Origin of the sequence: Promicromonospora sp. MS192, assembly GCF_049532985.1 — a bacterium.
In the GTDB taxonomy this organism is placed as follows: Bacteria; Actinomycetota; Actinomycetes; order Actinomycetales; family Cellulomonadaceae; genus Promicromonospora.
On record NZ_CP186693.1, the window covers coordinates 1110512 to 1127060 of the forward strand.

The following is a 16549-nucleotide window of genomic DNA, read 5'->3' on the forward strand; positions in this document are numbered from 1 at the left end:
TGACAAGTATTCAGAGTCCGCCTGCGCGCAGGCAGGGTGGTGACCATGCAGACAACACACCAGCAGCACCCCCTCGGCACCGGCTTCACCCCGGCCTCCACGGCCGACGACGTGCTGGCCGGGATCGACCTGACCGGCACGAACGTCGTCGTCACCGGCGGGCACAACGGCATCGGACGCGAGACCACCCGGGCGCTCGCCGCCGCCGGGGCCTCCGTCACCGTCGCGGCGCGCAACCCCGAGCGGGCCGCCGAGCAGCTCGCCGGCATCCCGCGCGTCGACACCGGGAGGCTGGACCTCATGGACCCGGCGTCGGTCGACGCGTTCGCCGCCTGGTACCTGGGCTCCGGCCGGCCGCTGCACGTGCTGATCAACAACGCGGGCATCATGGCGGGGCCGCTGGTGCGCGACGCACGCGGCTACGAGTCCCAGTTCGCGACGAACCACCTGGGGCACTTCCAGCTCACCCTCGGCCTGCTGCCCGCGCTGCGCGCCGCGCACGGCGCCCGGGTGGTCAACCTGACCTCGGGCGGGCACCGCTTGTCCGGCATCCGGTGGGACGACCCGCACTTCACGGCGGGCTACGACGAGATGGGCATGCTCGCCTACGGCCAGTCCAAGACCGCGAACGTGCTCTTCGCGGTCGAGCTCGACCGGCGCTGGGCCGCCGACGGGATCCGCGGGTACGCGGTGCACCCCGGCATCGTCATGACCACCAACCTGGGCCCGTGGCTCGCCGAGGGCGAGCAGCGCACCCCGTGGCTGGACCACGACGCCCGGCGGGCCATGGGGCTGGTCGACGAGGCAGGCGAACCCGTCGTCGACCCGGACAACGAGAAGAAGACGGTCCAGCAGGGGGCGAGCACGAGCGTGTTCGCGGCCACGAGCCCGCTGCTGGCCGGGATCGGCGGCGTCTACCTCAAGGACAACGACGTCTCGCCCCTGGACCCCGAGCCCCAGGACATCGACTTCGCCACGGAGCAGAACCCGCCCGCCACGGTGGTGCCGCACGCGATCGACCCGGGGTCGGCGCGGCGGCTGTGGACCCTCAGCGAGGAGCTGCTGGGCCGGTAGCCGGCGCCCCGCCTAGGATCGCTCGCGTGAGTGCTGTCCCGCGCAAGAACCACCAGATCGCGGTGCTCGTGCTGGAGGGCGCCAAGCCGCTCGACGTCGGCATCCCCGCGCAGGTGTTCTCCAACCGGCCGAGCATGCCCTACGAGGTGCGCGTGTGCGGGGCGGCGCCGGGCCTGGTGACCGGCGGCGACGGCCTCTCGTACCACGTCGCCGAGGGGCTGGCCGCGCTGGAGCGCGCCGACACCGTCTTCGTCCCCGGGTACCGCACGCCCGCGGACGCCGACCCGCCGGCCGTGGTCGTCGACGCGCTCCGCGCCGCGCACGCGCGCGGGGCGCGGCTGGCGGCGATCTCGACCGGCGCGTTCGCGCTCGCGGCGACCGGGCTGCTGGACGGCCGGCGTGCCACCACCCACTGGCACTACACCCGGGCGCTGCGCGAGCGGTACCCGCGCGTGCAGGTCGACGAGAACGTGCTGTTCGTGGACGAGGGCGGCGTGCTGACCTCGGCGGGTGCCGCCTCGGGCATCGACCTGTGCCTGCACCTGGTGCGGCGCGACCACGGTGTGGGGCTGTCCAACCACGTGGCACGGCGGCTCGTGGCGGCGCCGTACCGCAGCGGGGGACAGGCGCAGTACGTGCCCCGCAGCGTGCCCGAACCGCTCGGCGACCTGTTCGCCGAGACGCGCGCGTGGGCGCTGGAGCACCTCGCCGAGCCGCTGACGCTGGAGACGCTCGCCGCCAACGCCCGGGTCTCGGCGCGCACGTTCTCGCGGCGGTTCGTCCAGGACACCGGCTACACGCCGATGCAGTGGGTGCTGCGGGCACGCGTGGACCTGGCCCGGGAGCTGCTGGAACGCAGCGACCTGGGCGTGGAGCAGATCGCGCACCGGGTGGGGCTCGGCACCGCGGCGAACTTGCGCCTGCACTTCCACCGGATCCTGGGCACATCGCCCACGGAGTACCGGCACACCTTCTCGGCGTGAGCGTGCGGCACAGGGGTGGCGAGATCCTTGCGGGTGGTGGCGAAGTGTCTGGCGGGATCCTTGCGCACCGGGGCGATCGAGCCGCTTTCGGGCCGTCCGCGTGCGACGGAGCATGGGTGCGACGAAAGGAAACGACACCCATGACCCGCATCGCCATCAACGGCTTCGGTCGCATCGGCCGCAACTCCCTGCGCGCCCTGCTGGAGCGTGACAGCACGCTCGAGGTGGTCGCCGTCAACGACCTCACCGCCCCCGACGCCCTCGCGCACCTGCTCAAGTACGACAGCTCGCTCGGCCGGCTCGGCCGTCCCGTCGAGGTCGACGGCGACGAGCTCGTCGTCGACGGCCGCCGCATCACGGTGCTCGCCGAGCGCGAGCCGGGCAAGCTGCCGTGGGCGGAGCTCGACGTCGACATCGTGCTGGAGTCCACCGGCCGGTTCACCGCCGCCGACGCCGCCCGCGCCCACCTCGACGCCGGGGCCCGGAAGGTGCTGGTCAGCGCCCCGTCGGCCGGCGCCGACGTCACGCTCGCCTACGGTGTGAACACCGACGCCTACGACCCGGCAGCGCACACGATCGTGTCGAACGCGTCGTGCACCACCAACGCCCTGGCGCCGCTCGCCTCCGTGCTGGACGACCTGGCGGGCATCGAGCACGGCTTCATGACCACCGTGCACGCCTACACCCAGGAGCAGAACCTCCAGGACGGGCCGCACCGCGACTGGCGTCGTGCCCGCGCCGCCGCCGTCAACATCGCGCCCACCACCACCGGCGCGGCCAAGGCGATCGGGCTGGTGCTCCCGGGCCTGGACGGCAAGCTGTCGGGCGACTCGATCCGCGTGCCCGTGCCGGTCGGTTCCCTCGTGGAGCTGAACACCACGGTCGCCCGCGAGGTCACCCGCGACGAGGTGCTCGCCGCGTACCGCGCCGCCGCCGACGGTCCGCTGGCCGGCATCCTCGACTACTCCGACGAGCCGCTGGTCTCCAGCGACATCACGGGCGAGGCGGCGTCGGCGATCTTCGACGCAGCCCTGGTCCGGGTCGAGGGCCGGCACGTCAAGGTCGTGGCCTGGTACGACAACGAGTGGGGCTTCTCGAACCGCGTGATCGACACGCTGGAGCTCCTGGCCCGCGGCTGACGCCTACCGGTTACGGGGGCGGACGGCGGTCCCGGTCTGCTCGACCCACCGCCGCTGCCCCCGGGTCTCCACCGCGCGCCGGTGGTAGTGGGCGCGGACCCACGCCACCGCGTCGGTCGGCGCCACGCCGCTCAGGGTCGCCAGGACCGCGAGCGCCGTGCCCGTCCGGCCGACGCCCCCGCCGCAGGCGATCTCGACGCGCTCGGTCGCGGCCCTGGTGTGGGCCTCGCGCAGGGCGGCGAGGGCGTCGTCGGTCGAGTCCGGGAGGCGGAAGTCCCGCCAGCGGACCCAGCGGTACTCCCAGCCCTCGACCCGGGGGTCCTTGCCGCGCAGGTAGACGGCGAAGTCCGGGGCGGGCACGTCCCCGCGCGGCCGGCGCAGCCCGGTGCCCCGGACCCGTCGCCCGTCGGGCAGCTCGACGACGCCGTCGGTCAGGTTCCAGCGGCGGAGCTCCTGCTGCTCGCCGGCTGTGCTGTCCATGGGCTCAGGCTAGTGGGTGAGGTTTTTGGGCGAGGTCGGTCCGTTGCCTTGAGAACGGTCCTTCGGGGGACCGATCTCGAGGCAACGGACCGACGTCGGCGCGAGAGGTGTCAGAAGGTCCAGCGCTGCGCCTCCGCGCCCGAGCAGGTGCGGATCTCCAGGCGCTGGCCGTCGTGCTGCGGGGTGCCGCCGACGGTGGTCAGGCACTTGCCCGACTGCGGGTTGACGAGCGCGCGGGTGGCGGACTGGTAGGTCCAGCTCTGCGCCCCCGTGCCGTTGCACGTCCAGAGCTGCACGACGGTGCCGTCGGCCGTGCCGCCGCCCGACACGTCCGCGCACCGGCCGAGCGCGCCGAGCGTGGAGCCCGACCGGGTCCAGGTCTGGGCGGCGTTGCCGCTGCAGTTCACGATCTGCAGCGGGTTGCCGTCGAACGAGTCGGCCCAGGGCACGTCCACGCACATGCCGTTGGCGGCGCGCACCGGCCCCGTGCCCGACGGCAGCGGCGAGGTGCCGCCGTCGCCCCCGCCGCCGTCCGATCCGTCGATCGGGCTGGCCGTGCCGGAGAACGGGTCGAGCTGGATGTAGGCCGCGGTCGGGTTGCCGTCGTGCACCAGCGACTCCTGCGCCAGCACGTCGTCGAACGCGAACCCGTAGGCCTTGCCGTTGGCCATCTGCTGGTGGATGAACTTGGAGTAGTAGTCGGTGACCGACGCCTCGTAGAAACCCGACGTGCTGGTGCCCGGCTGCGTGGTGCGGGTCAGCAGTGTGGAGCGGTGGAAGCCCGCGCACAGGGTGCGGGCGATGGCACCGATGTCGTTGTTGGGTGCCGCCAGGTCGTTGTAGCAGCCGAAGATCGAGTCGCTCGACGGCTTGCGGAACTCGGTCACGTACGCGCCCGAGGCGTTGGTGAAGCGCATGACGCCGTTCACCACCCGGCCGGTGAACACCGTGGCGGGGTCGTAGGAGTAGGGCGCCACCGTGAGGTTCTCGTTCGTGTACTTGGCCCACACCTGGTCGACGTACGACGACAGGACGTTGGGGTCGAGCTGTCCGGTGCCGATGGCGTGGCTGGGTGCCAGCACCCGCAGGAGCGACCCGTCCGGTGCGCGCTGCTCGAGGTTGTTCCAGCCGGGCGTGGCCTCCAGCGCGTTGACCACGTTCTGGTAGCCGTCGGGCTTGAGCATGCCGGTGCTGAGCACCGTGCCGTCGGCCTTGCGCAGGCCGGTCTGGTAGGGCGCGGAGAGGAAGTCGACCTGGGTGCTGTTGATCCACAGGCCGCCGTCGTTGAGCGTGAACTCGGTCCAGGAGAACAGCTTGTTCCGGTTGGGGTCGCTCGGGTTCTGCACGGCGGGCTGCACCAGGCGGCCGTCGTTGACCACCTTGAAGGACAGCTTGCTGCCGTAGGAGAAGTACACGCGCCCCGACATCTTGGGCAGCTGGATCGTCTTCGACTGGCCGTTCGCCGGTCCGGCGATCGAGGCGTCGGGGGCGTCCACCGGCGTGCCGCCCACGGTGGGCCAGGCGTGGAACGTGCCGGACGCGTCGGCCCAGCCCAGCCGGCCGGTGCCCGGGTCGCCCAGCACGTACACGAAGACCTGGTCACCGCGCCCGGAGTCGTTGGTGATGGTCAGCGGGATCGTGGCCGGCACGGCCGAGGCGGCCTGCGGCTGGGCGACGACGAGGGCGCTCGCGGTGACGGCGAGCACGCCGAGTGCCGCGACGGTGTTCAGCAGTGCGCGGAGCCTGGGCCTTCCGGTGCGGGGTCGTGCCTGGGATCTTGCCTCGGTACGTGACATGGAGATCTCCTCGCGTTCCGTCGAGTACGTCGTCGTACTTACTGGGATGTCAGCAGAACGGATATTAGTGAGGAATCCTGACAAGGTCACCGATCTGCCGTCGAATTCACCCGGTGCTCTGGTTGCGCGTCCTGTTCACCGCGGTGTCGGGGCACCGTCACCCGGCCGTCTCCTGGCGCCACTAGAACGGCAGCATGAACCCGGGACCTGAGCTGAACCGTCGCACCCTCCTCGGCGCCACCGGCCTGGCGGCCGCCGGGCTCCTGCTGCCGTCCGCGCCGGCGTTCGCCCGGTCAGGACGTCCAGTGCTCACGCACGGTGTGCAGCTCGGCGACCCGCGCGCCGACGGCGCCGTCGTGTGGACGCGCGCCGACCGGCCCGCACGGATGTTCGTCGAGATCTCCCGCGACCCGGACTTCCGGCGCGTGGTCCGCGTACGCGGACCGCTGCTGACGCCCGAGACGGACGGCACCGGCGAGGTACGCCTGACCGGCCTGCCCGGCGGGCAGGAGGTGCACTACCGCGTCGTGGCGCAGGACCTGGACGGCCGGGCCGACAGCCAGGCGCTGACCGGCCGGTTCCGCACCGTGCCCCGGGACCGCCGCGACGTGCGGTTCGTCTGGTCGGGCGACGTCGTCGGGCAGGGCTGGGGCATCAACCCCGACATCGGCGGCATGACCATCTACGACGCGATGGCCGCCCGCACCCCCGACTTCTTCCTGCACAGCGGCGACACCGTCTACGCCGACGGCCCCCTCCAGGAGACCGTGACGCTGCCCGACGGCCGCGTCTGGCGCAACGTCGTCACACCGGAGAAGTCGAAGGTCGCCGAGACGCTGGCCGAGTACCGCGGCCAGTTCGCCTACAACCTGCTCGACGAGAACGTCCGCCGCTTCGCCGCGCAGGTGCCCCAGCTCGTGCAGTGGGACGACCACGAGGTCACGAACAACTGGTACCCGGGCGAGGTGCTCCAGGACGACCGGTATACGGAACGGCGCGTCGACGTGCTGGCCGCGCGCGGGTTCCGCGCCTTCCACGAGTGGCAGCCGGTGCGCCGGCAGGACGCCGTCGACGGCCGCGTCTACCGCAAGGTGTCCCACGGCCCCCTGCTCGACGTCTTCGTGCTCGACATGCGCAGCTACCGCGATCCGAACTCCACGGGGACGACGCCGGAGCGCATCCTCGGCGCCCGCCAGGCCCGCTGGCTCGTCGAGGAGCTCGACCGCTCCCGCGCCACGTGGAAGGTCATCGCCTCGGACATGCCCATCGGCATCGTGGTGCCCGACGGCGACCGGATCGAGGCCGTCGCCAACGGGCTGCCCGGCGTGCCGAACGGGCGGGAGGCGGAGCTCGCGTGGGTGCTGCAGGAGATCAAGCGGCGGCGGGTGCGCAACACCGTCTGGCTCACCGCCGACGTGCACTACTCCGCCGCGATCCACTACTCGCCCCAGCGGGCCGCGTTCGAGGGGTTCGACCCGTTCTGGGAGTTCGTGTCGGGGCCGCTGCACGCCGGCGCGTTCGGGCCGAACACACTGGATCCCACGTTCGGTCCCCAGCAGGAGTTCGTCAGCGCGCCGCCGCGCGCCAACACCTCACCGCTGGAGGGCTTCCAGCACTTCGGCGAGGTGAACATCGAGGGGGACACCGGCCGGCTCCGCGTCGACCTGCGCGACCAGGCGGGGCGCTCGCTGTGGACGACGACGCTGGACCCGGAGCGGGGGAGCGGGCGGGGCAAGGGCTGACGGAGGGGGGCCGGCCCGTTCCCCGGCGCGGGGTACCTCAGCAGGCCTCGAGGACGAAGAAGATGAAGGACACGAAGGCGGTCCGCTCCCCGCTCGCGATGCGCGGCGTGAGGAGCTCGGCCGGTGTGTCCGGGGACGGCGGCGGCTCGGCGACGGTCACGATGCGGAACCCGGCGGCGGAGAACTCGTCGGTCATCGAGTGCAGCGGGCGGTGCCAGTACGTCAGGGTCCCGGGCTGGCCCGCGAACTCGTACTCCTCGGAGAACTCCCGGACGGCGAAGTAGTCCTCCTCCGGCGCGAAGAAGGGACGCACGAGCGGGTGGTTGACCGAGAGGATGAGGCGTCCGCCGGGCTTGAGCACCCGGTGCAGCTCCGTCAGTGGCCCGTGCCAGTCCTCGAAGTAGTGCAGCACCAGGGACGAGACCACGTCGTCGAAGGTGCCGTCCGCGTAGGGGAGGGGCCGCGTGAGGTCGGCGACGGTCAGCGGCACGTCGTCGCCGAGCCGACGGCGGGCGAGCTCGATCATCGCGGGGCTGCCGTCGAGGCCGGACATCTCAGCGCCGCGGTCGCGCAGCGCGGCCGACAGCGGCCCGGACCCGCAGCCGGCGTCGAGGACCTTGCGGCCGCGCACATCACCCGCCAGTCGGACCATGGCCGGCCGTTCGTACCAGGCGTTGAGCAGGCTGCCGGAGTTCTCGGCGTCGTAGCTCGCGGCGAACTCGTCGTAGTGGTCGGCCTTCATCGGAACCCTTTGCTCGATGGTCGGTGGCTGCGGCTGACGCTAGCGGGCCGCGTCGTCACGAAGGCCTTGTGACGGGTGTCTCTCCGAAGTAAGCCAGGTTCCTCCCGGTGGTGTTCACGGTGGTGCGGGCTGGTTCGGGTCTGACCTGGTCGGTGGGGTGGGCCGCGAGGGGGCTGGCGGCTGTCGGATTCCGAGGGTGCGTCGACCGGTTTCTGCTGGTGGCAGAGCGGGTCGGCTCAACGAGCAGTGCGAACGTGTGTGCGATAGGTTGGTGGCATGACGCGATCGGGTGAGGTGCGGGGACTGGCGGGCGGGCAGCCTGCCGGGTCGGTGCTGCCCGGTGGTGTGCCGCCCGGTGGTGCGGGGATGTCCGGAGGGCGGGTGGCTGGTGGTGTCGGTGCTGTGGCTGATGTTCGGGCTGTGCGGGAGGCGCTGGCGGGGTTGATTCTGCCCGGTGCTGCTGACATGTCCGGGTCGGGCTTGGTCTCGCGGGAGGTCCAGGGCGAGTGGGTGGATGTGTTGGGCGAGTTGGAGGCGGTGAAGGCTGCGGTGACCGCGACGCAGGCCCGCCTGGTGGTCGCCCTGGACGAGGCCACCAGGGCTGAGGAAGCCGCGCAGGGTGTTCGGGTGGAGCGTCGGGGTCGTGGTGTGCCGAACCAGGTGGGTGCGGCGCTACGGGTGTCCCCGCACGCCGGTGCCGGGTTCGTGTCCACCTCCCGGGTGTGGGTGACGCAGATGCCCCACACGTTCGCGGCGTTGCAGACGGGGATCCTCTCGCAGTGGCGGGCCACGTTGTTGGTCCGGGAGACGTCGCACCTGTCGGTGGAGCATCGTGCCCTGATCGACGAGCAGGTCTGCGGGCCCGCGGGTCTGGGTGCTTTGGCGCGGATGGGGACGCGGCGGTTGGTGGCCCGGGTCAAGGAGCTCGCCGCGAGCCTGGATGTGCACGCGTGCGTGAACCGCAACGCGAAGGCCGTCTCGCAGCGGCGGGTCTCGATCCGCCCGGCCCCGGACCTGATGGTCTACCTGACCGCCCTGGTGCCGATGGGGCAGGGAGTACAGGCCTACGCGCAGCTCAAGGCGACTGCTGAGTCCGTGAAGGCCACCGGGGACGAGCGGTCGGGTGGGCAGATCATGGCCGACACCCTGATCGAGCGTGTCACTGGTCGTGAGCCCGGTCAGGCCGCGGACGTACCGGTGACGATCAACCTGCTGGTCTCCGATGAGACCCTGCTGGCTGGTGGTACTCAGCCTGGTGTGGTGACCGAGGGTGTCCCGGTGGGTGGGGGTGTGGTCCCTGCGCCGGTGGCCCGCAACCTCGCAGCCCACGCGATCGACACCGACACCGCGTGGTTGCGGAGCATCTACGTCGACCCGTCCGGTCGTCTGCTGGCTGCGACGTCCACCTCCCGGTTCCACCCACCAGGCCTGGCGACGTTGCTACGCGCCCGGGGGCAGGGTGTGTGTGCCACGGCGTGGTGTGACGCACCGATCCGCCACCTGGACCACATCACCCCCCACATTGAGGGTGGTGAGACGAGCCTGGGCAACGGTCAGGGCCTGTGCGCGAGGTGTAATCATGCCAAGCAGGCACCCGGCTGGGTACAGAAGACGACCCAGCACGAGGGACGCCACGCCGTGGAGACCACCACCCCGACCGGACACACGTATACCTCCGTGGCACCCAAGCCACCGACACCGGTCCGGGCCAGCGGCAGGAGGACGAACGGCAGATCGCAAGGTGACGCGCCCGAGCTCGGTACCACGCGCCGACCCGGTGGTGCGGCCCAACCTGATGTCGCGCCCCGGCCGGGCGGCACGCCGATGCCCCGCGGCGCGGCATTGGCCACTGACACGTCCCAGGCCGCAGGTGGCACCACGATCCCGGGCTGGACCCCAGCCGTGGGCATGCCTGGCCCCGCACCCGGCCGCACCCCACGCAGCCGCTACACGATCGGCTGCCACACCCACCGCGACCGGGGAGCGATTGCTTACCGACCAAGCCCACCACGCCCGACATATGGGCCACCTGGTCGAGCCCGCGCCCGAACACGGAGGCCCGACCTCACCTGGACCCGCCCCACCTGAGAGGCATGCAAAAAGCCCTCCGGCTCAGCGTTTCCGCTGAGCCGGAGGGCCCTTCGACACGGTGGGCGATACTGGGTTCGAACCAGTGACCTCTTCGGTGTGAACGAAGCGCGCTACCACTGCGCCAATCGCCCGTGCTGCTCACCCCTTGGGGCGTGCGTGGACGATATTAGCCTGCTTCGAGCGCGGATGCGAAATCCAAATCGCCAGGTCGCCTCAGGGGTCGATCCGCTCCCGCATGTTCCGCTCGAACAGGTCGCGCGCAGCCGCCGACAGCTCGCCGATCTCCAGGTCCACGCCGTCCAGCCACACCGTCGGCTGCACGTTGCGCACCGATCCGGTCAGCAGCATCCGGGCCTCCCCGGCGGCCACCCGGTCCAGCACGGAGAACGGCAGCTCGCCGTCCTTCGCCTCGCGGACCGGCAGGCCCGCCTCGGCGCCCCACTCCAGCAGCAGCTCGCGCGTGATGCCTGCGAGGCAGCCCACCGACAGCGGGGGAGTGACCAGCTCGCCGTCGATCTCGACGAACACGTTGGACCCCGTGCCCTCGCACAGGTCGCCCTGGGTGTTGGCGAGCACCGACTCGTCGGCGCCCTTCTTGATCGCGTCCGCGAGCGCCACGACGTTCTCGGCGTACGACGTCGTCTTCAGGCCGGCGACCGCGCTGTTCTCGTTGCGGGTCCAGGGGGCCCGCGCGGCGCGGCCCGTCGGCACGACGACGGCGGGCGTCGCCGCCACGACGACCGTCTGCGGCCCGTCCGTGCGCCCCGAGCCGAGCGGCCCGATGCCGTCGGTCACGGTGATGCGCAGGCGGCCGGCGTCGGGGGATGCCGACAGGACCGCGTCGACGCCGTCGCGCACCTTGCCCAGGTCGAGCGTCGCCATGCCCATGCCTGCCGCCGAACGTTCCAGGCGCGCGAGGTGCCTGGTCAGGGCGAACGCCTGCCCGTCGAGCACCGCGCAGGTCTCGAACACGCCGTCGCCGACTGTGATGCCGTGGTCGACCGCGCTGAGCGCGGCCTCACCGGGCGCGACCATGCGCCCCTCTGCCCAGATGACCGTCATGTCGCCCAGTGTGTCACCGGCGCAGGGTGACGTGCGTGACCTCGGGCGTGTGCCGCACGCTGGTGGACGAGAACTCGATGGGCGGCACGCCGTCGAACACGCGGGTGCCGGAACCGAGCGTGAACGGCACCACGTGCAGGCGCAGCTCGTCCACGTGCCCGGCGGCGAGGTACTCGTTCAGGGTCGTGGCACCGCCCGTGATGGAGATGTCGCGGTCGCCTGCGGCCTCCCGTGCCTGGGCGAGCGCGCTCTCGATGCCGTCGGTGACGAAGTGGAAGGTGGTGCCGCCCTCCATCGGGATCGGCTCGCGCGCGTGGTGGGTCAGGACGAAGACGGGCCCGTGGTACGGCGGGTTCTCGCCCCACCAGCCCGTCCAGTCCGGGTCCCAGTCGCCGCGGCCCGGGGTGAACATGTTGCGCCCCATGATGTACGCGCCGGCGCCCACGATGGCGTCCACCTCGGCCTGGTGCGCGTCGCCGTGCTCGAACATCCAGGTGTGCAGGCGTTCGCCTGCCAGCGGGCCGAACGGGTGCTCCAGGCTCTGGTCGTGCCCGGCGGAGTAGCCGTCGAGCGAGACTGCCATGTCTGCTTTCACGATTCCCATGCCCGGTCTGACGGCGGCGGCTGCCGGAACTCATCGGTGAGTGGGATCAGCCCTCGCCGCGGTAGCTCCCGAAGCTCCACAGGTTGCCCTCGGGGTCGCGGACCACGCAGGACCGCCCGCCGTAGTCCTGGTCGGCAGGTTCGCTCAGGCTGGTCCCGCCGGCGGCGAGGGCGGCCGCGTGGGCGCCGTCGACGTCGTCCGTGACGGCGTAGGCCGAGCCCGTCCCGGTCTGGTCCGGCCACCGGGGGCGTGGCCGGTGCGTGCCGAGCATGACGCCGCCGCCCTGCGGCCAGCCCAGCTCGGCGTGGTGGACCACGGTGGGGTCGGCGTCGTCCCGGTAGACGGCGGTCTCGGTGAAGCCGACGGCCTTGAGCCAGGTCAGGGCCGCGTCGGCGTCGCGGTAGGTCAGGGTCACCCACAGTCCGGTGCTCATCGTTCTCCTCCTCGGTCAGGTGTCTCCCACGATGCCCCGGCCGGGTCGGCGACGTCTTGAACGAACGGGAGCTCCTCGCGCAGCCACGTGGACGGCGTGCAGCCGCCCAGGGCCACCCACTCGCGGGTCATGTGGGCATGGTCGGCGTACCCGGCGGCCGCGGCGACGTCGGCCAGCGTGACGCGGCCCGAGCGGGCCGCGACCACGAGCGCGCGGCGGGAGCGCGCAAGGCGGGCGACGCGGCGCAGGTCCCGGGGCGTGAGCCCGCACTCGGCGCGGACGAGGTCCTGCAGGTGCCGGCGGCTCCAGCCCTGCTCGGCCGCGACCCGGTGGACCTGGCTGCCGCCGGCGATGCGGGCCAGCGCCCGTCCGACGTCGGCCCGAGGGCCGGGTTCGCCGGCCCGGACCAGCCGTTCGACCAGAGCCCGGACGACCGTCGCGCCGTCCGGGGAGTCGGCGAGCATCTCGGGCAGGTGCGCGAGGTGCGGCGCGACCTCGGCTAGGCTCGTCAGCTCGCCGGCGAGCTCGCCCGCGGGCACGCCAAGCAGCGCGCGGGCGCCGCGCAGCGTGAGCGAGAGGCTGATACCGCGCTGGTGCCCGTCGTGGTGGATCGCGGCGGGCCGCGTGTGCAGGCCGGACACGCACGACCAGGCCCGGCGCCGGGTGTCGTCGCGTCCTGCCCACGAGACGTCGATCGGTTCACCGAGTGGCAGCTCGAACGTCAGCCCGGTGCCGGGCATGCCCCGGTGCACGCCCGGCACCCCCATGTCGAGGTCGTACGGCACGACGGCGCTGACGTAGGGGGCGAGGACCTCCGGAACTCCGGAGCCCGGGACGGGTGCCACGCCTCCACGGTAGCCCCGGCCTGTGGCACACGAGGCGGGTGGATCCCCGGCTCACCCGCCCGACGCCAGCCCGACCAGCCGTTCCGCCTTGAGCTCGGTCTCGTGCCACTCGGCGGTGGGGTCGGAGCCCCACGTGATCCCGGCGCCCGTGCCGAACCGCAGCACGCCGTCGGCCCACCAGAAGGTGCGGATGCCGACCGCGAGGGACGCCTCGCCGTCGTGCACCCAGCCCACCGCACCGCAGTACGGGCCGCGCGGGACGGGCTCCAGCTCCTCGATGATCCGCAGCGCGCTCGACTTGGGCGCGCCCGAGACCGAACCCGGCGGGAACGTCCCGGCGAGCAGCCGGCGCCACAGGTCGCCGGAGCGGGCGACGTCGTCACGCAGGGTGCCGCGCACGCGGGAGACCAGGTGCACCAGGCCGGGGTGCTCCTCGACGGCGAGCAGCGCGGTGACCTCGACCGTGCCCGGCCGGCACACGGTCTGCAGGTCGTTGCGCACCAGGTCGGTGATCATGACGTTCTCGGCACGGTCCTTCTCGGTGAGGCCGTCCGGGGTGCGGGCCGTGCCCTTGATGGGCCCCGACTCCACGACGGTCGCGCCGTCGTCGTGGAGCACGGAGAGGTAGAGCTCGGGGGAGGCGCTGACCACCCACACGGGGTCCAGCCCGGTCGCGGCGGGCACGTGGACGGCCGCGGCGTGCGGGGCGGGGTTCCCGGCGGCCAGGCGCGCGGCGAGCGCGCGGGCATCGGGCTCGGTGGCGCCGGCGGGCAGCGGCGCCGACAGGACCCGACAGATGTTGGCCTGGTAGACGTCGCCCTCACGCACGTGCTCGCGCACCCGGGCGACGGCGGCCTCGTAGCGGGCCTGGTCCATCGACGAGGTCCAGGCGTCGGGCGCGGGGCCGCGCCACGTGTCGTCCGGGGCGTCCGGCGGCGGGACGACGGCGTCCCGCACCCGCGCGAAACGCCACGCGCGCGCCGGGCCCTCGAAGTCCGCGACCACGAACCAGGTGCCCGTGGCGAGCCGGTCCGGTTCGGCCCGCACGTCGACGCACTCGACGGCGCCGGTCGCCACGCGACCGTCGAAGGTGGCCCAGCCGGTGTCCCCGGTCACGTCGTCCCGGGTCGCGGTGGCGTCGGGACGGTGGGTGACCGGTGGAATGGTGCGCTTTGCGGGCGGATGGGCCGAACGGGGGAACACGGGTCAACCGTACGGCGGCGCGCGCGATTGGACGGTTCGCCCTCCGGTCGATTAATGTTCAGATCACGCCGGAACGCCGGGGGAAACCCCAGGACGTCCGGCTTCGCGGATGTAGCTCAGTGGTAGAGCATCACCTTGCCAAGGTGAGGGTCGCGGGTTCAAGTCCCGTCATCCGCTCGGAACACCGCTCTCGTGGGCTTTCGGCCCTCAGAACCCGAGCACGGTGGGTTGGCCGAGAGGCGAGGCAGCGGCCTGCAAAGCCGTACACACGGGTTCGAATCCCGTACCCACCTCGCAGGCACGACGGGCGATTGGCGCAGCGGTAGCGCGCTTCCCTGACACGGAAGAGGTCACTGGTTCGATCCCAGTATCGCCCACCATCCAAGAAGGCCCCGACCGGACGGTCGGGGCCTTTCTCGTTGCCCGGCCTCGGCCGTGGCGCTCCCGGTTCGGCGCGCGCTGCTGTCGCCGTCGTCCGGGGAGCGGGTTAAATTTGGCGGGAGAGTGAAGCGCAATATCTTGGTGAATCGGCGCCGTGGGCCACGAGAAATGGCTCGGCAGCCTTTCTCGTCGGCGTGTGACTACTGCGTCGTGTAGTGCTCGATGCTCATCACCAGGATGACGCGGTCGGCGCTGTCCGCCGGTGCCTGCTGGTCGGGGTTGCCGTACCGCTTGCCGAGATGCACGTAGAACTCGCCGGTGGGGTCGGGGATCACCTCGGTGAGCCTGCCCCGGACCTCGAGATAGTTGAACGGGTTCTCCTTGTTGAGGATCGCCAGGCTCATCGACGAGTTGTGCTGCAGATTGCGGTACTTGGCGCGGTACGTGGTGTGCGTGAAGCGCAGCGTCTCGCCGTCGAAGTCGAACCACATCGGGTTGACCTGGACCGTGTCGTCCGGCCGGATGGTGCCGAGGAACGCGTAGTTCGGTGCCTCGAGCAGCGGGATCAGGTGGGCGGGGATGATGTCGGTCGCACTCATGCCCCCGAACATAACCCCTTGTGGTCGGCGCGAACCTCAAGAGGTCACCATGAAGTCAGCTTCTTCCAGCCCGGTGCGTCCCGTTCCTGCGGGGCGACGTCGTCCGATCGTCCTGGCCGCCCTGCTCGGGCTCGTCGTCACACCCCTCCTGGCCCTGCCCGGTCACGCGAGACCCTCCGACGATCCGACGGAGGACGAGCTCGCCGAGCTGCACGCCGCCATCGAGGAGTCCGACGTCGAGGGCATCGCCTGGTACACGGACGAGGCCGCCGGCGAGGTGGTCGTGACCGCCGACGAGACGGTTACCGGCGGCGAGCGCAACGACGTGCGCCGGGCGGCGGGGGACAAGATCGGCGCGCTGAACCTCGAGCGGGCGGACGGCGTCTTCACGCCGCTGCGCGCGATCTACCCCGGTGACGCCGTGCACGGCGACCAGGTCCGTTGCAGCCTGGGCTTCAACGTGCGCAGCGGTGCGCGGTACTACTTCGTGACCGCGGGCCACTGCGGCCCCAAGGGGAAGGTCTGGCACGACAGATCCTCCACGGGGCCGCGGATCGGCGCTGCCGTGCGGTCCTGGTACCCGAACAACGACTACGCGCTCATCCGCTACGACCGGGCGTGGACGAAGCGGCCGGGCGGCTTCAGCCTGGGCACGCCCAAGCTGGGCCTCGGGGTCACGCGGGACGGTTCCACGAGCGGGGCGCACTCCGGGCGCATCACCGCGCTCGACGTGACCGTGCGCTACGTGGGCGGGCAGACGGTGCACGACCTGATCCAGACCGACATCTGCGGCGAGCACGGCGACTCCGGCGGCCCGCTCTACAAGGGCAGCAAGGCGTTCGGCATCACCTCCGGGGGAACCGGCGAGTGCCCGGGGCGGGGCATCACCTTCTTCCAGCCCATCGCCGAGGTGCTCAGCACCTACAAGCTCCGCCTGTACTGATCCGGTCTGCTCCTGACCTGCACGGGCGGTGTCGCGGCCACGGCCGGCGGCACCGCCCGGCGCCCTGCCGCGGTCAGGGCTTTCGATTGGACCGGCACGCCGTTTGTGAACTACTCTTCCGGAGCGTCACCACGCCGGCCCGAAGGGGTCGAGGATGGTGGCACTGCGGATGTAGCTCAGTGGTAGAGCATCACCTTGCCAAGGTGAGGGTCGCGGGTTCAAGTCCCGTCATCCGCTCGGAACCCGCTTTGGTGGGGGAGCACGGTGGGTTGGCCGAGAGGCGAGGCAGCGGCCTGCAAAGCCGTACACACGGGTTCGAATCCCGTACCCACCTCGGGCGATTGGCGCAGCGGTAGCGCGCTTCCCTGACACGGAAGAGGTCACTGGTTCGATCCCAGTATCGCCCACCAGCAAGGCAAGGCCCTCTGGCCA

At 71.9% G+C, this 16549-nt stretch carries 15 protein-coding genes and 7 tRNA genes; 12 read left to right on the forward strand and 10 right to left on the reverse strand.

Going from position 1 to position 16549, the window contains the following annotated elements:
* The first annotated feature begins 45 nt into the window (after positions 1 to 45).
* From ACO229_RS04930 to gap, 3 genes are all read left to right on the forward strand, one after another.
* Positions 46 to 1074, forward strand: a complete 1029-nt coding sequence (locus ACO229_RS04930; RefSeq protein WP_397430470.1) for an SDR family NAD(P)-dependent oxidoreductase — start codon at positions 46 to 48, stop codon at positions 1072 to 1074.
* Positions 1075 to 1100: 26 nt separating this feature from the next.
* Positions 1101 to 2057: a GlxA family transcriptional regulator gene (locus ACO229_RS04935; RefSeq protein WP_397430468.1), complete on the forward strand. Its 957-nt coding sequence runs from the start codon at positions 1101 to 1103 to the stop codon at positions 2055 to 2057.
* A 140-nt stretch (positions 2058 to 2197) separates the two neighbouring features.
* A complete protein-coding gene (gap, locus tag ACO229_RS04940) occupies positions 2198 to 3196 on the forward strand; it encodes a type I glyceraldehyde-3-phosphate dehydrogenase (RefSeq protein ID WP_423463995.1) in 999 nt (332 codons plus the stop codon).
* A gap of 3 nt (positions 3197 to 3199) precedes the next feature.
* On the opposite strand, the gene ACO229_RS04945 is transcribed toward gap, so the two are convergent.
* Entirely contained in the window at positions 3200 to 3676 is a 477-nt protein-coding gene (locus ACO229_RS04945; protein ID WP_423463996.1) for a protein-tyrosine phosphatase family protein, read from the reverse strand.
* A gap of 110 nt (positions 3677 to 3786) precedes the next feature.
* Positions 3787 to 5472, reverse strand: coding sequence for a beta-1,3-glucanase family protein (locus ACO229_RS04950; protein WP_423463997.1), 1686 nt, complete (start codon positions 5470 to 5472; stop codon positions 3787 to 3789).
* A gap of 194 nt (positions 5473 to 5666) precedes the next feature.
* On the opposite strand from ACO229_RS04950, the gene ACO229_RS04955 reads away from it, so the two are divergent.
* Entirely contained in the window at positions 5667 to 7214 is a 1548-nt protein-coding gene (locus tag ACO229_RS04955; RefSeq protein WP_423463998.1) for an alkaline phosphatase D family protein, read from the forward strand.
* A 37-nt stretch (positions 7215 to 7251) separates the two neighbouring features.
* On the opposite strand, the gene ACO229_RS04960 is transcribed toward ACO229_RS04955, so the two are convergent.
* Positions 7252 to 7956, reverse strand: a complete 705-nt coding sequence (locus tag ACO229_RS04960) for a class I SAM-dependent methyltransferase (RefSeq protein WP_423463999.1) — start codon at positions 7954 to 7956, stop codon at positions 7252 to 7254.
* Positions 7957 to 8421: 465 nt separating this feature from the next.
* Here ACO229_RS04960 and ACO229_RS04965 point away from each other — a divergent pair, with 465 nt between their 5' ends.
* Positions 8422 to 10044: a DUF222 domain-containing protein gene (locus ACO229_RS04965; RefSeq protein ID WP_423465262.1), complete on the forward strand. Its 1623-nt coding sequence runs from the start codon at positions 8422 to 8424 to the stop codon at positions 10042 to 10044.
* Between the two features lie 62 nt (positions 10045 to 10106).
* Here the strand turns inward: ACO229_RS04965 and ACO229_RS04970 are convergent.
* The 6 genes from ACO229_RS04970 to ACO229_RS04995 form a co-directional block, all read right to left on the reverse strand.
* A tRNA-Val gene (locus ACO229_RS04970) sits at positions 10107 to 10178 on the reverse strand.
* A gap of 82 nt (positions 10179 to 10260) precedes the next feature.
* Positions 10261 to 11109: an aminotransferase class IV gene (locus ACO229_RS04975; RefSeq protein ID WP_397413576.1), complete on the reverse strand. Its 849-nt coding sequence runs from the start codon at positions 11107 to 11109 to the stop codon at positions 10261 to 10263.
* 13 nt (positions 11110 to 11122) lie between these two features.
* Positions 11123 to 11713, reverse strand: a complete 591-nt coding sequence (locus ACO229_RS04980; protein ID WP_423464000.1) for a dihydrofolate reductase family protein — start codon at positions 11711 to 11713, stop codon at positions 11123 to 11125.
* A gap of 46 nt (positions 11714 to 11759) precedes the next feature.
* A complete protein-coding gene (locus ACO229_RS04985; RefSeq protein WP_397430461.1) occupies positions 11760 to 12146 on the reverse strand; it encodes a VOC family protein in 387 nt (128 codons plus the stop codon).
* Positions 12143 to 12991 (reverse strand): helix-turn-helix domain-containing protein, encoded by an 849-nt coding sequence (locus tag ACO229_RS04990; protein WP_423464001.1) that lies wholly within the window; start codon positions 12989 to 12991, stop codon positions 12143 to 12145. The genes ACO229_RS04985 and ACO229_RS04990 overlap by 4 nt, the downstream gene beginning before the upstream one ends.
* Positions 12992 to 13042: 51 nt before the next feature.
* Positions 13043 to 14107 (reverse strand): chorismate-binding protein, encoded by a 1065-nt coding sequence (locus ACO229_RS04995; protein WP_423465263.1) that lies wholly within the window; start codon positions 14105 to 14107, stop codon positions 13043 to 13045.
* A gap of 192 nt (positions 14108 to 14299) precedes the next feature.
* On the opposite strand from ACO229_RS04995, the gene ACO229_RS05000 reads away from it, so the two are divergent.
* The 3 genes from ACO229_RS05000 (at position 14300) to ACO229_RS05010 (ending at position 14574) form a co-directional block, all read left to right on the forward strand.
* Positions 14300 to 14371, forward strand: a tRNA-Gly gene (locus ACO229_RS05000).
* A gap of 45 nt (positions 14372 to 14416) precedes the next feature.
* Positions 14417 to 14487, forward strand: a tRNA-Cys gene (locus tag ACO229_RS05005).
* A 12-nt stretch (positions 14488 to 14499) separates the two neighbouring features.
* Positions 14500 to 14574: transfer RNA gene (locus tag ACO229_RS05010), tRNA-Val, on the forward strand.
* 201 nt (positions 14575 to 14775) lie between these two features.
* On the opposite strand, the gene ACO229_RS05015 is transcribed toward ACO229_RS05010, so the two are convergent.
* Positions 14776 to 15174 carry a PPOX class F420-dependent oxidoreductase gene (locus tag ACO229_RS05015; protein WP_397413570.1) on the reverse strand — a complete coding sequence of 133 codons (399 nt, stop codon included), beginning with the start codon at positions 15172 to 15174 and terminating at the stop codon, positions 14776 to 14778.
* Positions 15175 to 15223: 49 nt separating this feature from the next.
* Between ACO229_RS05015 and ACO229_RS05020 the strand changes: the two genes are divergently transcribed.
* The 4 genes from ACO229_RS05020 to ACO229_RS05035 all read left to right on the forward strand — a co-directional run bounded on the left by ACO229_RS05020 (position 15224) and on the right by ACO229_RS05035 (position 16527).
* The gene (locus tag ACO229_RS05020; RefSeq protein ID WP_423464002.1) at positions 15224 to 16117 is read left to right on the forward strand and encodes a S1 family peptidase; all 894 of its coding nucleotides are present in this window, start codon (positions 15224 to 15226) and stop codon (positions 16115 to 16117) included.
* Between the two features lie 165 nt (positions 16118 to 16282).
* Positions 16283 to 16354: transfer RNA gene (locus tag ACO229_RS05025), tRNA-Gly, on the forward strand.
* A 26-nt stretch (positions 16355 to 16380) separates the two neighbouring features.
* Positions 16381 to 16451, forward strand: a tRNA-Cys gene (locus ACO229_RS05030).
* A gap of 1 nt (position 16452) precedes the next feature.
* Positions 16453 to 16527: transfer RNA gene (locus ACO229_RS05035), tRNA-Val, on the forward strand.
* The last annotated feature ends 22 nt before the right edge of the window (positions 16528 to 16549 follow it).

Bases quoted from the DNA above. Each gene is read 5' to 3' on its own strand.
- ACO229_RS04930 (WP_397430470.1), top strand. From the start codon at position 46: ATGCAGACAACACACCAGCAGCACCCCCTCGGCACCGGCTTCACCCCG.
- gap (WP_423463995.1), top strand. From the start codon at position 2,198: ATGACCCGCATCGCCATCAACGGCTTCGGTCGCATCGGCCGCAACTCC.
- ACO229_RS04945 (WP_423463996.1), bottom strand. From the start codon at position 3,676: ATGGACAGCACAGCCGGCGAGCAGCAGGAGCTCCGCCGCTGGAACCTG.
- ACO229_RS04950 (WP_423463997.1), bottom strand. From the start codon at position 5,472: ATGTCACGTACCGAGGCAAGATCCCAGGCACGACCCCGCACCGGAAGG.
- ACO229_RS04955 (WP_423463998.1), top strand. From the start codon at position 5,667: ATGAACCCGGGACCTGAGCTGAACCGTCGCACCCTCCTCGGCGCCACC.
- ACO229_RS04960 (WP_423463999.1), bottom strand. From the start codon at position 7,956: ATGAAGGCCGACCACTACGACGAGTTCGCCGCGAGCTACGACGCCGAG.
- ACO229_RS04965 (WP_423465262.1), top strand. From the start codon at position 8,422: ATGTCCGGGTCGGGCTTGGTCTCGCGGGAGGTCCAGGGCGAGTGGGTG.
- ACO229_RS04975 (WP_397413576.1), bottom strand. From the start codon at position 11,109: ATGACGGTCATCTGGGCAGAGGGGCGCATGGTCGCGCCCGGTGAGGCC.
- ACO229_RS04980 (WP_423464000.1), bottom strand. From the start codon at position 11,713: ATGGGAATCGTGAAAGCAGACATGGCAGTCTCGCTCGACGGCTACTCC.
- ACO229_RS04985 (WP_397430461.1), bottom strand. From the start codon at position 12,146: ATGAGCACCGGACTGTGGGTGACCCTGACCTACCGCGACGCCGACGCG.
- ACO229_RS05015 (WP_397413570.1), bottom strand. From the start codon at position 15,174: ATGAGTGCGACCGACATCATCCCCGCCCACCTGATCCCGCTGCTCGAG.
- ACO229_RS05020 (WP_423464002.1), top strand. From the start codon at position 15,224: ATGAAGTCAGCTTCTTCCAGCCCGGTGCGTCCCGTTCCTGCGGGGCGA.